General features: G+C 27.3%; 16 protein-coding genes and 1 other annotated feature. Of the genes, 13 read left to right on the top strand and 3 right to left on the bottom strand.

Features of this window, described 5'->3' with window-relative positions; translation table 11 throughout:
• Positions 1-83 precede the first annotated feature (83 nt).
• The 8 genes from CLSA_RS13360 to CLSA_RS13330 all read left to right on the top strand — a co-directional run bounded on the left by CLSA_RS13360 (position 84) and on the right by CLSA_RS13330 (position 11,578).
• A complete protein-coding gene (locus CLSA_RS13360) occupies positions 84-1,247 on the top strand; it encodes an SLC13 family permease (protein ID WP_022746884.1) in 1,164 nt (387 codons plus the stop codon).
• Positions 1,248-1,473: 226 nt separating this feature from the next.
• Positions 1,474-2,232 (top strand): MalY/PatB family protein, encoded by a 759-nt coding sequence (locus CLSA_RS24040; protein ID WP_236903248.1) that lies wholly within the window; start codon positions 1,474-1,476, stop codon positions 2,230-2,232.
• Between the two features lie 14 nt (positions 2,233-2,246).
• Positions 2,247-2,600 (top strand): beta C-S lyase family protein, encoded by a 354-nt coding sequence (locus CLSA_RS24035; RefSeq protein WP_236903245.1) that lies wholly within the window; start codon positions 2,247-2,249, stop codon positions 2,598-2,600.
• 77 nt (positions 2,601-2,677) lie between these two features.
• Complete coding sequence (locus tag CLSA_RS13350) at positions 2,678-3,193, top strand: DUF1648 domain-containing protein (RefSeq protein WP_022746883.1); 516 nt, start codon at positions 2,678-2,680, stop codon at positions 3,191-3,193.
• 131 nt (positions 3,194-3,324) lie between these two features.
• Positions 3,325-3,621 (top strand) — a binding site (T-box leader).
• Positions 3,622-3,835: 214 nt separating this feature from the next.
• Positions 3,836-6,478 (top strand): valine--tRNA ligase, encoded by a 2,643-nt coding sequence (locus CLSA_RS13345; protein ID WP_022746882.1) that lies wholly within the window; start codon positions 3,836-3,838, stop codon positions 6,476-6,478.
• 507 nt (positions 6,479-6,985) lie between these two features.
• Complete coding sequence (locus tag CLSA_RS13340) at positions 6,986-7,837, top strand: TerC/Alx family metal homeostasis membrane protein (RefSeq protein WP_022746881.1); 852 nt, start codon at positions 6,986-6,988, stop codon at positions 7,835-7,837.
• 288 nt (positions 7,838-8,125) lie between these two features.
• Entirely contained in the window at positions 8,126-9,433 is a 1,308-nt protein-coding gene (locus CLSA_RS13335; RefSeq protein ID WP_022746880.1) for a bifunctional folylpolyglutamate synthase/dihydrofolate synthase, read from the top strand.
• Between the two features lie 171 nt (positions 9,434-9,604).
• Complete coding sequence (locus tag CLSA_RS13330; protein ID WP_022746879.1) at positions 9,605-11,578, top strand: HIRAN domain-containing protein; 1,974 nt, start codon at positions 9,605-9,607, stop codon at positions 11,576-11,578.
• A 306-nt stretch (positions 11,579-11,884) separates the two neighbouring features.
• Here the strand turns inward: CLSA_RS13330 and CLSA_RS13325 are convergent, their stop codons facing one another.
• Positions 11,885-12,133, bottom strand: a complete 249-nt coding sequence (locus CLSA_RS13325; RefSeq protein WP_022746878.1) for a TIGR03905 family TSCPD domain-containing protein — start codon at positions 12,131-12,133, stop codon at positions 11,885-11,887.
• Positions 12,134-12,522: 389 nt separating this feature from the next.
• On the opposite strand from CLSA_RS13325, the gene CLSA_RS13320 reads away from it, so the two are divergent.
• Positions 12,523-13,407: a YncE family protein gene (locus CLSA_RS13320; RefSeq protein ID WP_022746877.1), complete on the top strand. Its 885-nt coding sequence runs from the start codon at positions 12,523-12,525 to the stop codon at positions 13,405-13,407.
• 210 nt (positions 13,408-13,617) lie between these two features.
• On the opposite strand, the gene CLSA_RS13315 is transcribed toward CLSA_RS13320, so the two are convergent.
• A complete protein-coding gene (locus CLSA_RS13315; protein ID WP_022746876.1) occupies positions 13,618-14,142 on the bottom strand; it encodes a DUF4364 family protein in 525 nt (174 codons plus the stop codon).
• A 211-nt stretch (positions 14,143-14,353) separates the two neighbouring features.
• Here CLSA_RS13315 and CLSA_RS13310 point away from each other — a divergent pair, with 211 nt between their 5' ends.
• Both CLSA_RS13310 and CLSA_RS13305 read left to right on the top strand, forming a co-directional pair.
• Complete coding sequence (locus CLSA_RS13310) at positions 14,354-15,115, top strand: polysaccharide deacetylase family protein (RefSeq protein ID WP_022746875.1); 762 nt, start codon at positions 14,354-14,356, stop codon at positions 15,113-15,115.
• A gap of 126 nt (positions 15,116-15,241) precedes the next feature.
• Entirely contained in the window at positions 15,242-15,892 is a 651-nt protein-coding gene (locus CLSA_RS13305) for a single-stranded DNA-binding protein (RefSeq protein WP_022746874.1), read from the top strand.
• A 356-nt stretch (positions 15,893-16,248) separates the two neighbouring features.
• Here CLSA_RS13305 and dapD read toward each other — a convergent pair whose 3' ends face one another.
• Positions 16,249-16,959, bottom strand: a complete 711-nt coding sequence (gene dapD, locus CLSA_RS13300) for a 2,3,4,5-tetrahydropyridine-2,6-dicarboxylate N-acetyltransferase (protein WP_022746873.1) — start codon at positions 16,957-16,959, stop codon at positions 16,249-16,251.
• 343 nt (positions 16,960-17,302) lie between these two features.
• Here dapD and CLSA_RS13295 point away from each other — a divergent pair, with 343 nt between their 5' ends.
• The gene (locus tag CLSA_RS13295) at positions 17,303-18,448 is read left to right on the top strand and encodes a pyridoxal phosphate-dependent aminotransferase (RefSeq protein ID WP_022746872.1); all 1,146 of its coding nucleotides are present in this window, start codon (positions 17,303-17,305) and stop codon (positions 18,446-18,448) included.
• 32 nt (positions 18,449-18,480) lie between these two features.
• Positions 18,481-18,798, top strand: a complete 318-nt coding sequence (ppnP, locus tag CLSA_RS13290; RefSeq protein WP_022746871.1) for a pyrimidine/purine nucleoside phosphorylase — start codon at positions 18,481-18,483, stop codon at positions 18,796-18,798.
• The last annotated feature ends 80 nt before the right edge of the window (positions 18,799-18,878 follow it).

The raw sequence follows: 18,878 nt of genomic DNA, 5'->3' as shown, positions 1-18,878 counted from the left end.
TATTTTTAAAGTAAAATTTAAGTAAAATATGTTAAAATATATATTGAAGACAATTTATGTATAAAGAAAAGAAGGAATGTAATATGAATCAATTAATATCAGCACAAGCAAAATCATCGAATGTTATAAGTAAAGAATATTTATTTAGCATTTTGAAAAAAGAGTATTTGTTAATTATAGCAATTCTTCTTGCAAGTATAACATCTTGTGTTTCATTGCCAAGTGCAAGTTATATTAACTTTAAGATGCTTATAACATTATTCAATTTAATGGTAGTAGTAGCTGGACTTAGAGAGTTAAAAGTTTTAGATTTTATTGCTACTTCATTATTAAGCAAATGTAAAACATCAAGACATGTAAGTGCAACATTAATTTTTATTACTTTTTTTGCAGCTATGATAATGACTAATGATGTATCTTTACTTACATTCATACCTATCACTTTGATAATCGCTGAAAAAGTAAATATAAAAGTTATGAAGACAGTAATGTTTCAAACCTTAGCAGCTAATCTTGGAAGCAGCATAATGCCAATGGGAAATCCTCACAATATATATATTTATAATCTATATAATATTAATCCAATAGAATTTTTAAAAATAACTTTACCAATAGGTATTTTTGGAGTGATTTTTTTAACATTTCTTATTTTTAATCAAAAAAATGAAAAATTACAATTTAAATTAGAAAAAGTAGAAATAACTAATAAAAATCAATTGATATTTTATGCACTTTTAATGATGGTAACTTTATTATCAGTATTTCGTGTTATTGATTATCAAATTGCATTTATAATAACTGTACTAACAATCTTAATGATAAATAAGAAATTGTTTATGAAGGTAGATTATTCTCTTATAATAACATTTATTGGATTCTTTATATTTATCGGCAACATATCTCATATGACTGTAGTTGAAACATTTATGAAAAGTATACTAAGTGGGGGATTAACCACATATTTTGTTGGAATAATATCATGTCAATTTATAAGTAACGTTCCTACAACAATATTACTTTCTGGATTTACCAATCATTATAGTGAGTTATTAATTGCTACAAATATAGGAGGTCTTGGAACTTTAATTGCATCTATGGCAAATACAATTTCGTATAGATTATATGTTAATCAACATAAAACCGAAACATTTAAATATTTAAAAGTTTTTTCAATATATAATTTTATTGGATTAGCTATTTTTACAATAATAATGATAGTGTTTAATTTTATGAATATTTCTATATAAATTTAAATAGATTAATTTTACTGATAAATAGTGATAGATATAAATATATATCTAATGCTATTTTTTTATTGTAAACAGTGATTTTAATGATAAATAATTAATTAAAAAAGCCTACAGTTTTTTAAAAATCATTTATTAATTTGCAAAATATTATTAATAGAGGAGTGAATTTCATGAATTACGATTTCGAAACATTAGTTTCTAGAAAAAATATTGGAGCAATTTAATGGGGAAAGTTAATGCAAATGTTGACGATAGTATAGTACCATTTTCGGTTGCTGATATGGAATTTAAAAATCTACCACAGATTACAGAAGCACTTAAAACATACATAGATTCCACTATTTTTGGATACACTGAAGCTACACAAGAATATTATAATGCAGTATGTAATTGGATGAAAAAAAGACATGATTGGAATGTAGAAAAAGAATGGATTACAGAATTTTCAGGAGTTATTCCAGCATTACATATAATAATAAGAGCTCTTACAGAAGAGGAAGACAATGTGCTTCTTATGACACCAGTATATTATCCATTTTATACTGCTATTAAATTGAATAACAGAAAGATTATTAAAAGTGAATTAGTGCTTTGTAAGGATCATCATGAGATTGATTTTGAAGATTTTGAAAGAAAAGCTAAATTACAAAATACTAAATTATTTATTTTATTTAATTCACATAATCCTGTTGGTCGTGTTTGGAATAAGGAAGAACTAGAAAAGATGGGGAAAATATGTATAGACAATAACGTTATTGTTGTATCTGATGAAATTCACTTCGATTTAATAATGCCAGGATACAAACATAATGTATTTGCTAATATTTCCAAGGAATTTTCAGATCATTCAGTTACTTGTACAGCACCAAGTAAAACATTTAATTTAGCTGGAATACAGTTATCTAACATGATAGCTTCGAATAAAAAAATTAGGGATAGGATTCGAGTAGAGCGTAGAAAGTCTATTGGAAACTTGGATTAAATATTTTTGGATATATGGCTTGTGAAATTGCTTATAATGAATGTGAAGATTGGCTTGAGGAACTTATAAAAGTAATTAATTCGAATAAAAAACTAGTAAAAGAATTTATAAAGCCAAATATGCCAGAAGTTAATGTTATAAACCTTGAGGGGACTTATATTCAATGGCTGGATTTTAGAGGATTAGAAAAGGATCACAAGGCATTAGAAAAATTTATGATAACAGAAGCCATGTTATTCTTAGATGAAGGATATATTTTTGGCGATGAAGCTAAAGGATTTGAAAGAATTAATCTAGCTTGTCCAACTAAGGCGTTGCAAGAAGCGTTAATTAGATTACTACAGGCAGTAAATAAATGCTATAGGTAATGTAATGTAAAGATATAAGTTATACTTTTGGCTATGTATAACTTATTTTGTGAATTATTGAGAAAGGTAAGATTTTTATGAATGTTGGAAGAAGATCAAAGGTTAAACTTCCATTATCATGGAAGGACAAAGCTTTAATTATATTAGCAACACTTCCTATTATATTTATAATAGTGTATTTAAAAATAGTTTGGAGGGATATTCCTGAAATTGTGCCAACTCATTTTGGATTCTCAGGAGCACCAGATGCTTTTGGAAGTAAAACTTATTTATTTCGAATAATTGGATTTAGCACAGGGATGCATTTACTTATGTTTGTATTAACTAAGATGCCTATGTGTTATAATATTTCAGTTTCGGTTAAAGAAAAAAATTCAGAAGCTTTATATAAGGTTGTACGTCAGTTAATACTTTTAATTGATTTAGAAATGTCATTTATGATAAATATATTAACATGGGAAAGTATACAAGCTGCGCTAGGAAAAATGCAGGGAGTAAGTGGAGGAATGTTAATTGCAATTGTTGGTATTACATTTGCTACAGTGATATATGGAATTATAAGTATGATTAGAGTTCAAGGGCAAAGTAGATAAACAACTTATAAACTTAGCTTTATGCCATCGAAATAGATGCACGGCCTTTATTCCTACTTTGTGATATCTATACAAAAAACTATTATTGACAAAATTTATACTATAAGCTATTATTTTAAGTAAATTAATAAATAAAAGCAATGACAAAGAGGAGTAAAAATTTTTAGGCATTAAAGGATACTCATTCAGGAAATCTGAGGAGTACAGTTCTTTTAGGTAAATCATAGATTTAGAAAGAACCAATAAGAGAGAGGGGATAGCTGAAAACCCTTATGCAGGAAATTTTGAAGGTAGCTTTTGAGCTTCTTTAGTGAAATAGTAGTAGCTAAAGACGGTTTATCTGAATCGTTATTTAAATTAAGAGTCCATTAGAGCATATTATTGTTTGCGTGGAAATAAAGGTGGTACCGCGAGTCTTCGTCCTTTTGTGATGAAGGCTTTTTTTGCGTTGAGAATCCAAAAGTGATGATCCAAATCTTGTATTTGAATAGCAGAACTTTCTCTGTCAGTATCTTGCATTTGGTTATTTCAAGGCCAACAGAGAATGTATGTGAGTTGGACTTATTTTATAAAAGATATATAGCTAAGTTCAACGAAAAATTATTAATTTATTGAGTAAATTAAAAAAATGGAGGAATGAAAATGTCAGAAATTAAAAACATATCAACTACATATGATCCAAAAGAATTTGAAGATAGGATTTATAAAACTTGGGAAGAAAAAGGCTATTTTACACCAGTAATTGATAAAAATAAAAAGCCATATACAATAATAATGCCACCACCAAATATAACAGGTCAACTTCATTTAGGGCATGCATTTGACGATACTCTTCAAGATATGCTTATTAGATTTAAGAGAATGCAAGGATATTGTACATTGTGGTTACCTGGAGAAGACCATGCTTCTATTGCAACAGAAGTTAAAGTTGCAAACAAGCTAGCAGAGGAAGGTTATGATAAAAAAGAAATGGGAAGAGAAGCATTTCTTGAAAAAGTTTGGGAATGGAGTGACAAGTATAGAGCTACAATAAGAAATCAAGTTAAAAAACTTGGAGTATCAGCTGACTTTACAAGAGAAGCTTTTACAATGGATGAAAATCTTAGTGCTGCTGTAAAGCATGTGTTTGTTAAGCTTTATAATGAAGGATTAATTTATCAAGGAAACAGAATTACAAATTGGTGTACTCATTGTCAAACAGCATTATCTGATGCAGAAATAGAGTATGAAGAACAAGCAGGTCATTTTTGGCACATCAACTATCTATTAGCTGATGGTAGTGGATATCTTGAAATTGCGACAACAAGACCAGAAACACTACTTGGAGATAGTGGTGTAGCTGTTAATCCTAATGATGAAAGATATAAACATCTTATTGGTAAAACAGTAATACTTCCATTAGTGAATAGAGAAATACCAATAGTAGGAGATGACTATGTTGATTTAGAATTTGGAACTGGTGCAGTTAAAATGACTCCAGCCCATGATCCTAATGACTTTGAAGTAGGAAAGAGACATAACTTAGAAATTATTAGGGTTATGGATGATAAAGGAATTATTAATGAAAAAGGTGGAAAATATAAAGGTCTAGATAGATATGAAGCTAGAAAAGTTATAGTTAAGGATTTAGAAGAAGCAGGTCTTTTAGTTAAGATTAAAGAACATACTCATAATGTTGGTACTCATGATAGATGCGGAACTACTGTTGAACCGATTATATCTAAACAATGGTATGTTAAGATGGACTCTTTAGCAAAACCAGCAATTGAAGTAGTTAAGAATGGAAAAACTAAATTTGTTCCTGAAAGATTTGATAAGATATACTTTAACTGGATGGAAAACATTCAAGATTGGTGTATTTCAAGACAATTATGGTGGGGACATAGAATCCCAGTATACTACTGTCAAGACTGTGGTGAAATGATGGTACTTGAAGAAGCACCAACTACATGTAGTAAATGTGGAGGTTCTAATATTGAACAAGATAATGATGTACTTGATACATGGTTCTCTTCAGCATTATGGCCATTTTCAACACTTGGCTGGCCAAATAAAACAGAAGATTTAGAATATTTCTATCCAACAAGTACATTAGTTACTGGGCATGATATTATATTCTTCTGGGTTGCAAGAATGATATTCTCAGGGCTTCATTGTATGGGTAAAACTCCATTCGATACAGTTCTTATACATGGTCTTATAAGAGATTCTCAAGGAAGAAAGATGAGTAAATCATTAGGAAATGGTGTTGATCCATTAGAAGTAATTGACACTTATGGAGCTGATGCTTTAAGATTCATGATAGCTACTGGTAATGCTCCAGGAAATGATATGAGATATTATCCAGAAAGAGTTGAATCTTCAAGAAACTTTGCTAATAAGGTTTGGAATGCTTCAAGATTTGTTATGATGAACCTTGATAAGGAAATAATGAATAAATATAGAGATTGCAAAGAATATTCTCTAGCTGATAAATGGATATTATCAGAAATGAATACTTTAGTTAAAGAAGTTACAGAAAATATGGAAAAATTTGAACTTGGAATTGCTATGCAAAAAGTTTATGATTTCATGTGGACTGAATTCTGTGATTGGTATATAGAACTTGTTAAACCAGTATTCTATGGTGAAGATGAAAAAGCTAAGGGTGTAGTTTACAATGTATTAAATACTGTTTTAATAACAGGATTAAAATTATTACATCCAGCAATGCCATTTATAACAGAAGAAATATTTACACATTTAAGCGACGAGGAAACAATAACAACTTCAGCTTGGCCAGAGTTCGATGCAGCATTAGTAAATAAAGATGCTGAAAGTGATATGGCATATGTAATTGAAGCGATAAAAGGATTAAGAAATGTAAGAGCAGAAATGAATGTACCACCTTCAAGAAAAGCTAAAGTAATTTGTTATATTGCAGATGATGCTAAAAAAGCATTTAATGAAGGAACTCTATATATAGAAAAATTAGCTTCAGCTTCAGAGGTTGAATTTATATCTGATAAAAATAATGTTCCAGCAAATGCTGTTTCATTAGTAGTTAAGGGTGGAGAATTATTTATGCCATTACTTGACTTGGTAGATAAAGAAAAAGAATTAGAAAGATTAAATAAAGAACTTAAGAAATTAGAAGGCGAAATTGATAGAATAGATAAAAAATTAGGAAATCAAGGATTCGTGGCTAAAGCTCCAGCAGCAGTTGTAGATGCAGAAAAAGAAAAAAGAGTTAAATATGTAGAAATGCTTGATGCAGTTAAAGTAAGAATTGAAGCTTTAAACTAATAATAAATTACACTAAAAAATAACTAACTAAAACATAAGATAAATATTTTTATAGTAAGAAAAAAGTAGTTTCCTCTGTTTTTACGTTGTTAGAGTAAACTACAAATTTTAATGTTATGGAAATAGATTGTCATTAAGATTAGTTAGTTTTACATATTTGAAAATTATTGAACGATTAATACTAAGATATTGTAAATTACTTATATTTTACAATATCTTTTATTTTTAACCACGTGAAAGAAAATAATAAGTCAAAATGCCGTGCATATTGATTTGTTATTTTTGAATTTGCTTTATTAAAATATGATAAAATCCCTTTAGTAATTGATAATTTATAGTGGTAAGAATATTAAGTAATATATTAACATAGATTTAAATATAAATTAAATTATAATATTTTCTTAAAGAGAAACATAACAGAAAATAAGGCACATGGACTTATTATTTATTTGAATATGTTTAATAGAATGTGTAGTATAACTTATTATGAACTGGAGGATTTTGATTTTGAAAACAAAAAAATATTTATTCAATTTAATTTTTTGGATAACTTTATCAATATTATTTAATATTCTTATATTTTATACAAGAGGTGAAAATTCAGCAGTTGAATATTTTGGTGGTTACATAGTAGAAATGTCATTAAGTTTAGATAATATATTTTTATTTCTAATGATATTTTCAAGTTTTGGAATAAAAGAAGAGTATCAAGAAAGAGTTCTATTGTATGGGGTAATAGGGGCAATGGTATTACGCTTAATATTTATTTTACTCGGTGTGACAATAATAAATAAATTTCACTCGGTATTATCATTGTTTGGAATAATACTCTTATATAGTGGTATGCATATGTTTTCAAATAAGGATCAAAACGTGGAATTTGGAAATAATTTCGCAATAAGAATATTAGGAAAATTAATACCTATATCCAATGTTTTTGATGGACATAAATTCTTTATAAAAAGAAATAAAAAGATTTATGCAACACCACTTTTTGCTGTGCTTATAATAATAGAATGTTCAGATGTATTATTTGCAATAGACTCTATACCAGCTATTTTTTCCATAACTACAGATACATTTATTGTTTATACTTCTAATATATTTGCAATACTTGGATTAAGAAGCATGTATTATATATTAGAAAAAATGAATAATATGTTTAGATTTATGAAGTATGGAGTAGGTTGTATATTATTATTTACAGGTGCAAAACTTATATTACTTCTTTGGAGAATTGAAATATCCGTCACAAATTCAGTATTAATTATAATTATGATTTTACTTGCCAGCATTTTATTATCTTTAATATTTACGGATAATAAAAGAATGAGAAATAAATTTCCTCTACAGAAATAATAAATTGATTTAGATGTAATTAGCTATATAAAAGCAGTCTTTACTTTTATATAGCTTTTATGTTATGAATTTATTTGGAATTGAAGTATAATGGAGTAAGGCACATTCAAAAAAATAACAAGTCAATTTGAAGGCCTATTTTTCATCATACTACGTTGGCAAATTGAACTAATAGACCCACTATGACGGCAATTTGCCTCCTTGCCTGATGAAAAATATCCACAGCAAATTGGACTTGTTATCTATTTTCATGTGCCTAAAGAAAAAATGTAAAGAGGTAAATAGAAAATGAGTATGACATATGAAGAGGCGATGAATTATATATCAAGTGTGGGTAGATTTGGTTCTAATTATGGACTTGAAAGAACATTTAGACTTTTAGAACTTATTGGAAATCCACATGAAAAAATTAAATTAATACATATAGCAGGAACCAATGGTAAAGGATCTACTACTGCTATGATTACGAAGATATTAAGAGGATTTGGATATAAGGTTGGGATGTATACTTCTCCTTATTTGGAGGAATTTGAAGAAAGAATGCAGATAAATGGAATTAATATTCCAAAGGATATTTTGGTTAACTTATTAGAAAAAGTTAAAATAGCTATAAATAAAGTTATTGAGGAAGGGTATGAGCATCCAACAGAATTTGAAATTATAACAGCACTTATGTTTTTGTATTTCTATAATGAAAAGGTAGATTATGGGGTTATAGAAGTTGGTCTTGGAGGAAGATTAGATTCAACCAATGTATTAACGCCTGAAGTAAGTGTAATAACATCTATAAGTTTTGATCACATAAATATTTTAGGCAACACTTTAGAAGAAATTGCAAAAGAGAAAGCTGGAATAATTAAAGAAGGAGTTCCAGTTGTGTTATATCCCCAAGAAAAAGAAGTAGAGGAGATTATATTAAATATAGCAAAAGAAAAAAAATCAAAAGTTTATTTAGTTGACAAAAATAGTGGCAGACTAATGGATATAGATTATGAGAATGCATACCAAAAAGTACAAATTAAATGTAATAGAAATATATATAATGTTGATTTTCCTTTACTTGGAGAGCATCAAATATTAAATTTAAGTGTGGCTTTAAATACCATAGAAGTATTGAGTAATATAAATAATATAGATTTAGATAAAAAAATTATAGAAGAATCTCTTAGGGATGTTAAATGGATTGGAAGACTTGAAGTATTAGGCAAAAAGCCACTTATAGTAATTGATGGAGCACATAATATAGATGGAATAAGAGCTCTTAGAAAAAATGTAGAGAAGTATTTCAAATATGATAACATGTATCTTTTACTTGGAATTTTAGCGGATAAACAAGTTGAAGAAATGATCAAAGAAATAACTCCATTAGCAGAAAAAGTGTATGCATTAACTCCGCATAGTGAAAGAGCAGAATTAAGTGAAGATTTAAAAAATGAAATTTTAAAATATAATTCCAATACTATAGCATTGGAAAGTTATGAAGAAGCATTAAAAATCGCATTAAGTGAGTCAAAAGAAGAAGATTTGATTTTAGTAAGTGGATCATTATATATGATAGGAGATATGAGAAAAATTATAAATTCAATAATTAATTAATATTATAGAAAAGCTATGTATATAAATTTATATATAGCTTTTCTATAATATTAATTAATATGGTAAAATAGTGTTATTATGTTTTCTATCGATAAATAAATGTATCAGTAGAATTCATAAAAGAATATAAAAACGTAGGAGTTATAAGAAGAAGGGGGTAATGAAAGTTATATGGTTAATGAAATTAACGGAAATTTAATTTACAATAAAAAATCAATCTATCGTGATTTAAAAGAGTTTCATGATAGAAATCAGGGAGAACTTTATAGCTATCAGGACTTCCAAGTAGCTGGAATAAAGGAATTCAAAAGTATTACTAATAAGGTTAAAACGTTGCAAGAATATGAAAAAAATAGATTGGCGAGTGAGCTGATGAAGATATTTATTGACGTTAATAGCAGTGATGATATATCTAATATAGATGGATATGTTACATTAAATCCAGCAATTAATTACTATGAAAGTATATTTAGGCTTTTTAAAGTTTTAATAAGAAGCGACAAAGAAATAATGAAAAAGCTAAGTTGTATTATAACTAAAATACTATTGGAAAGTTGCTCGGATGAGACAATAAAACTTGGGTTAATACTTGCTCCGATTTGCAATGTTAAAAAATTAGAAGAAATTTTAGATGTATTTTCTATCCATAATGAATATATATTTTATGTAGTTATGGCTTATAAGTATATTGGTAAAACTAATAATTATATTTTTCAATTAAGTAAAAGATCAAAGGGATATGGAAAATTATTTTGTATAAGAGTGCTTCAACCAACAACAAATGAAATAAAAAAATGGATGATAGAAGAAGGTTCAGATAATGATGAAGCTGTAACAGAACTAATAGGTTATAGCATGCTTTCTCAAGACCTTTTAGATTATTTTGAGAAGACTAAATTTGATAAATCAGAAATTGAAAAAATATCAAAATCTTTTAGTATGCTCCTTTCAGATTATGGATTAGATGATATTAAAGATGGCTTGAAGGTGTGTTGTAAACTATTAAAAATTATTGATCAATGTCCTGGAGGAATATATTCATTATATTCAGTAATTTCTATATTATATTCAATAGAGACTATTATAGTTGAGTATGATATTGAAGATAAAGCTAGGAATTTATCAAAATATATGGATACTTACAACGATATAATTAAATATTGTAAAGAAATATGCAAGAAGAAAATATGGCATGACATAATAAAAAATGAAGTATGTAATATAGAGATTGAAAGCAGTGTTTTAATAAGTTCAGCAGAAAAGACTGGATATAAATTAAAAAAGAAGGAATTTGAAATAATTATAAATAGAGATTTTACTAATCCACTAATATATAAATATGCTTTTTCTATTGGGAATAAGGCGATAAAGAGATATGCATTTGATTTTGCTTTGAAAAAATTACCAATGGATAAAATACTGTGTGGACAAGATGAATTGACTATGGATAATTTAGAATATGATGATATAGAACATGTTTGTTTTTTTATAATAATAAAGTATTCTAAATATGAGGAGTTTAAAGAGAAATATAAGGAATTTAATTTAGAGGCACTAAGATCTCCATTAATTGAAACGAGAACTCAAGTGATACGTAATTTATTAAAGTTTAAAAAAGAATTTAATTCATTAGATGAAGAAATTATAAATGATGCCATTAATTCAGAGATGGTTGACAATATTAGAATTGGACTCAACTCACTAATAACTAAATTAGATAAAAAAGAAAAAAAATATGTTGATGTTAGCAAGTATACAAATTTAGGGATACATGTTAAAGATATATATTTAAACTCAATTCAAGTTACAGGAACTAATTACATTGATATGAGCGAAATATTTGATAAACTCTCAGAGAATGATACAGTTTTTCTGATAAAAGAATCAAACAATTTAAATGGTGAAAAGAGAATTCAAGTTGTAACAACTCAGGGGTATATAATTGGATATATACCTAAAGAAGATAATGTTGTATTAAATAATTTAATTAATAATGGAAAATATATTTATGGTAGTATAAAAGAAATAACAAATAACTATGAATATATAAAAATTGATTTATATTTAAGTTACAAGGATGTAATGGATGAGATTACTAGTACATTATCTTTACTATCAAGAACAAAGGAAGAATATCTACAATAGTGAATAACTTGTAATGATATTTTAGAAATTGATGTTTTGTTATATTTAAGCTTTAAACAATTATATTTATTAAAAAATATATCTAAAAATTACTGGAAGATAAGTTTTCCAGTAATTTTTTTGTTATGCACTACTATAACTTTAGAAATCAACTATACGGTTCCTAGTTGAGAATTTAATATATCACAGACAGAGAAATTGGATACATGTTTGTGTAATAGTTCTATGGGACAAATGTATCTGATTTCGGCTGGGATTTATATAAGCTCTATTCTTATTGCGGAACCCTATATTATTAATTTCTTGCTAATTTTGCTTTTTCCAAGCTAATAAAGCTTTAGATAATTGATCAGGACATGATGTTCCTTTACCCCTACAATCAATTCCTTTTAATCTTTCTATAACTTCGTCTACAGTAAGTCCTTTTACTAGACTTCCAATACCTGCAAGATTTCCAGCACAACCACCTACAAATTCTACAGATTTAATAGTGTTATCTACTATTTCTAAATTAATTGTAGATGAACACACACCAGATGTTTTGTATGAAAACATAAAATTCACGCTCCTTATTAATGTAAATATTAAGGCACAATTCCAAAATAATATACCAGTATGTTTGTATATTTTGCATCATACTATGTCAGCAATCTAAATTAATATACCTGCTATAAGGATAAACTGCTTCCTTGTTTGGTACAAAATATGTTTTGCGGCATTGGTCTATTATTTATTCTCATGTGCCTAAGAAAGTATTAGTTATAAACATAATTTTAAACCAATGTATGATTTAAGATTAAAGTTTTACGTATACTTGTCTATGTTCTTATTATAGTAGGAATTTGTCAACAAATAAAGATATTACAGAAAATAAGTTGTACCAATAATATATATTTGGAATATATTATAAGTACAAATATGATTATCCAAAAGGAGGGAATGGAATGAGTTACGTTGTTTTATGTAATACTGGTTCAGATAGTTTAAGTAAGATTAACACTGAAAGTTTAAAAGTGCAAGACCTATATTTATCTACTGGTGAAAATCCATTTGGTCCTCATGGATTATCATTATATGAAGATAAAATTTTAGTAGCTAATAATTATAATAATAGTATTTCAATAGTGAATATTTTTGATTTTAAAGAAGAAAAAAATTTATATATAGGAGCACATCCTAATGATATAAAAGCCTATAATGATTTAGCATATGTAGCATGTGGGGAATCTGATTCATTGATAGTATATGATTTGATTAATGAAAAAGTAAATTTTGAAATTCCTACCGGCAAATTTCCTCATAATATATCACTACTGAAACAAGAAAACCTTATTTTTGTAAGCAATATGAGTGATGATAGTATAACTGTAATTGATATTTTGAAAAATACTATAATAAAAAGAATTAAAGTAGAAAGTACACCTATAAAAATAATTATATCAAAAAGTAAGCAATACTTATATGTATGCATGAGTTATCTTGGTCATGATAAAAAAGGAAGTATAGGTATTATTTCATTAAAAAATTTAGAATTGATAAATAAGATAACTGTTGGTTTTTCACCAGTTGATGTATTTGAGGAAGGGAATCATATATATGTTTCAAATTTATGCGATGGAACTATAAGCATAGTTGATTTAAAACAATTTAGAGAGGAAAACATAATAATTGTCGGAGGAATGCCTAGAGGAATAGTTAAAGTTAAAGAAAACATGTTTGTAGGAGATTATTTAAATGGAATATTAAAAATAATAAATCTAAAAAATGGAAAAATAAAAGTCATACCAGTGGGCATAGAACCTAACGATATAACTTTTATCGAAAATTGAATTTATATAATTTTTGGTACATGTATTAAATAACAAATCAAATATTAAAAATATAAAGACATACTGTTCTGTCATTTTATGATGTGCCTTACAAAAATAGAGTATTAAAATCAATTATAATAAGAAAAATATTAACTAAAGTAGAATAAGTTAATATAAAAGAAGATACTAATCAATGCTTTAAAATAAAATTTGTGCCTTAAAAATATATTAGTTAATTAACACGTTAATTATGTTGGTATATATTTCAGAAGGATTCTCTTTCCATTTATTACAAATAGAATTAGCTTGATTTTTTGATGGAACTGTTAATTTCAATTCCATTAGTAATGCTTGATTTTCTATTGCTTTTAAATCAACTATAAAGCTATCATTTGTACCTATTGTATAATCAGCATGTATAGTTAATTCTTTTTTTATTGATTCTATTTTTTCTTTTATATATTCATCAACAATAGAAATTTTTGAAGGTGATAATCTGTCTTTAAATAAAGATAGAACAGTATCACCTTTTTCTGTTAATATTAATAATTTCTTATCATTAGCCTCACGATATTCAACGAATTTAGAATTTTCTAGCTCAGACAAATATTGTTGAAATGTAAAGTAATTGATGAAGTTATTTTCAAGAATTATTTCAGTAAGCTGAGTGTTCGATATTGGATTTTTTATTGATTTTAATACATATAACATTAATAACTTATTTTCTGCCAATTCAGATGAACTTTCGTACATAATTACCTCCATGACTAATGAAACTGTAATTTTATTATAGCATAAATTAGTAAAGAATGAATATAGTTAATAATAAAACAATGTAAACTTAGATATATGAAGGAAAATAGAAGTTCAAAATGTCATAATTATTTTTTATCAGGCAAGGAAGCAGGTTTGTCTAATAGCGAGCTATTAGAGAAAAGAATAAATTAATTAAGGAGGATAGATTGTGAGATGGAGAGTAGGTAGAATTGGAATAGATTTATTTTTGATTATTTGTTTAGTTTTTATATCAATTGGAATTAATAGAACCATTAAAGTAAGTGCAAGTGAACACGAAGAAGAGCCAATTTATTCGGTTGATACCCAAGATAAGGTTGTTAGTTTAAGTTTCGATGTAAATTGGGCTGAAAAAGATAACCTTGAAAGCATATTAACCATATTAAAGAAATATAATGTAAAAGGGACATTCTTCATAATGGGAGGATGGGTAAATTATAGTGAAGATAATGTAAATAAATTAAAATCAATAAAAGAAGGGGGACATGAAATCGGTAATCATAGTTATAAACATCCTAGCTTTACTAAAATAGGAGAAGAAAGAATGAAAGAAGAACTTAAAAAAACTGATGACATTATTGAAAAATACACAGGAGATAGGCCTAAATTATTTAGGTTTCCAAGTGGGGATTATAATAAGCAGGCATTTTTAAAAGTAAGAAACTTAGGATATATGGCTATACAGTGGAATGCTGACTCTGTAGACTGGAAAGAACTTGGAGCAGAAACTGAATATAAAAGAGTAATGAAAAATATAAAACCAGGTTCAATTATGCTTTTTCATAATAATGCAAAGTATACACCGGGCAATTTGGAGAGAATAATAAAAGAATTGCAATCTGATGGATATACGTTTAAAACAGTAGGAGAAATGATATATTCATCAAATTATAGTGTAGATAAAGAAGGGATACAACACAAAAATAATTAATATTTTTTAAAAAAATTAATAATTATTGGAAAAAAATTAGCTTTTGTATTATAATGGTAATATATGCTAGAGAGGGCATATATTATACGAAATAAAAATAATTTCCGATAGAGAGAGGGATTACAAATGGATAATTTAATGCTAAATAACAAAATTTACCTAGAAGGTAAGGTGACATCTAAATTAGAGTTTAGTCATGAAATGTATGGTGAAGGGTTTTATACATTTGATTTAGATGTAATGAGATTAAGTGATTCAGTAGATACATTAAACATTACTGTTTCAGAAAGATTGTTGAATGATGTAAAATTAGACATAGGAACAGAAGTGATCGTTGAAGGGCAGCTTAGATCTTATAATAAATTTATAGATGGATCTAATAAGCTTATACTTACCGTTTTTGCAAGAAACATTGAACCATGCATTGAAAAAAGCAAAAATCCAAATGAAATATTCTTAGACGGATATATATGCAAAGAACCTATTTATAGGACAACTCCTTTTGGACGTGAAATTGCTGATGTATTACTTGCTGTAAATAGAGCATATAATAAATCAGATTATATTCCAACTATTGCATGGGGTAGAAATTCAAGATTTTGTCAAACATTAAGTGTGGGTGATAATATTAGAGTATGGGGAAGACTTCAAAGTAGAGAGTATCAAAAAAAGGTATCTGAGAACGAAGTTGTGAAAAAGATTGCATATGAAGTTTCAATTTCCAAGATGGAAAGAGCACAAAAAGAAGAAAGCCAAGGCGAAGAAGGTGCCGTATAAAATTTTGATATTACCATTTTTAATCTAGTGAAGAAAAGAATTAAGAACTTCAGAAAAAGCTATAATTATCAATGGTCAATAATTAATTATAACTTAAAAATATGTTCAGGTACTATTTGAACGTTAAAATAGAGGGCTTCGTATTATGTGTTTGGGCGAAGTCTTTTATTTTATAGTCCTTGTAAATCGAAAGCAAGTATTTAAATTTATTTCTTTTGGTTTAGTATTATTAATAGAATAAGGTATGTTTACCTATTTGGTAAACATACCTTATTGTGTTATATGAACATACATAGTATATTTAAATTATTATTTTTTCATATTTATTATGTAAATTCAAGTTAAATTGATGAACTCTATTTTCTTAAATCATCTAAAAGTTGTGTTTTGTCCTTTGTTTTATCATCTACAGATTTAATGATTTTTGCTGGTGAACCTGCAACAACTACTCCGTCTGGAACATCTTCAGTAACTACAGAACCTGCAGCAACAACTGAACCTTTACCAATTTTAACACCTTCAAGAATTACAGAATTAGCTCCAATTAATGTGTTATCCCCAACCATACATGGTTCCTTGCTTGGTGGCTCTAAAACTCCAGCAACAACAGCGCCAGCACCTAAATGAACATTCTTACCTAATTGGCCTCTTGCACCAACAACAGCATTCATATCAACCATAGTTCCATCGCCAATTTCAGCTCCAATGTTAATTACAGCACCCATCATTATTACAGCATTTTTACCGATAGTAACTTTATCTCTTATTATAGCACCTGGTTCAATTCTAGCATCTACTTCAAGTAAATCTAGCATAGGAATAGCAGAATTTCTTCTATCGTTTTCTATTCTAAAATGTTTAATAAGATGTTTATTATCTAATATTATCTTTGTTATAAAATCAGATTCCCCCATTAGAATGTAAAATCCGTTAGTACCATACCATTCTACATCATTCATTTCAGCATTGCTTAAATCTCCGTTTACATAAACTTTTACTGGAGTTGATTTTTTTGATTCCTTAATAAATCTTGCGATTTCATAAGGATCTGTTAAATTATATGACATTATATCACCCTTTCTAAAAAACATTGAAAATCATTTTTATTATAATAAAAAATCAAGTAAAATAAAAGAAAAATAATTAAAAAATACAAATAGTTTGAATGAAGCTTTAGAATGATGTAAAATAAATTAATAAGTTTTTAATGAAGATGAATAAGAATTAGACGTTGAAGATGCAAGATACTTAATCAGTTTGATAAAGATTCGTTATAATTTGACTATGTACTAAAAAATCAATGGCATAGCGTAATTATTAATAAATGATTTTTTAGTATCTCTTAGATTATCTAAAGGTTAACAAATAATTTGTTAGAAATTATATATACTATAAGGGGGCAGAATAAATATGAATAGCAGAGTAGAAAAAATACAAATTTCAGGTATAAGAAGATTTTCAGAAAAAGTAAAAAAAGTTGATGGGGCGATTTCATTAACAATAGGACAGCCGGATTTTAATATTCCGACAGATATAGCTAAGGCTATGATTAAGGCTATAGAGGATGGAAAGACGACTTATACATCTAATGCTGGTATAGATGAGCTTAGAGAGGAAGTATGTATATATCTAAAAGGCTTTAATATAGACTATAATAAAGATGAAGTGTGCATAACAGTAGGTGGGAGCGAAGGGTTATATGCAGTTTTATTTGGTTTAATGAATGAAGGGGAGAAGATTTTAATACCAGGGCCAGCATACCCAGCGTATGAAAATATATCCATAATGATAGGGGCGGATGTTGTAAATTATTCGTTGAATGATGATTTTACATTAAATATAGAAGAAATTAAAGAAAAGTTAGATAAAGAAGATATAAAATATTTAGTATTATCTTTTCCTTCAAATCCTACAGGAGCAATTCTATCAAAAGTGCAGAGAGATGAATTAATTGAATTAATAAAGGAAAGAGATATTATAGTAATAACTGACGAAATGTATGCATCTATAATTTTTGATGAGTATTATTCTATAGCTCAATCAAAAGAGATAAAAGATAAAGTCATATATGTAAGTGGTTTCTCTAAAATATTTTCAATGACAGGACTTAGAGTTGGATATGTAGCGTGTGTAGAAAAATATATGAAAGAAATAATTAAAGTTCATCAATATGGTGTTTCTTGTGCTCCTTCAATAGCTCAATATGGTGCTCTTATAGGATTGAGAAAATCAATGAATGATGTTGAAAGTATGAGAAAGTCATTTGAAAGAAGAAAAAATTATTGTATTGATAGATTAAGAGCGCTTAATATTGAAGTTTCAGAGCCTAAGGGAGCATTTTATATATTTCCTTCAATTAAAAAATTCAATATGCCATCAGAAGAATTTTGTGAGAAACTTTTAAATGAAGGAAAATTAGCATGTGTACCAGGAACAGCTTTTGGGGATTTAGGAGAAGGATATATGAGAATATCTTATTGTTATTCAGATGATACTTTAAAAGAAGCATTTGATAGGTTAGAAAAATTCTTGAAATCAAATTTTCAAAATTGCTAATTGATATATGCTAAAAACAGGAGGGCGTAATCATGAAAGAATTTAAAAATGTGACAATAGTAAAAAAAGCAAATGTATATTTTGATGGAAAAGTTACTAGTAGGACAGTTATTTTTGAAAATGGTGAAAGAAAAACGTTAGGTATAATGTTACCAGGAAATTATGAATTTTCAACAGGCGATAAGGAAGCAATGGAAATTTTAGCTGGTTCATTAGAAGTAAGATTACCTGGTGAAGATAGGTTTGTTACATATAAAGAAGGAGAAACTTTTTTTGTACCAGCAAATTCTAAGTTCAGTTTAAAAGTAAATGAAGCATCAGATTATTGCTGTTCTTATATTAAAGAATAAAATAATTTTATTAAAAAAATAATAAATTATAAAGATAGATTACATAAAGCACAATAAAGAATAATAGACCAGTATGTTAG

The sequence above is a fragment of the Clostridium saccharobutylicum DSM 13864 genome (genome assembly GCF_000473995.1).
GTDB classification, from domain to species: Bacteria; Bacillota; Clostridia; order Clostridiales; family Clostridiaceae; genus Clostridium; species Clostridium saccharobutylicum.
The sequence above is the reverse complement of the archived record's forward strand: the minus strand, read 5'-3'. Positions and strand labels throughout refer to the sequence as shown.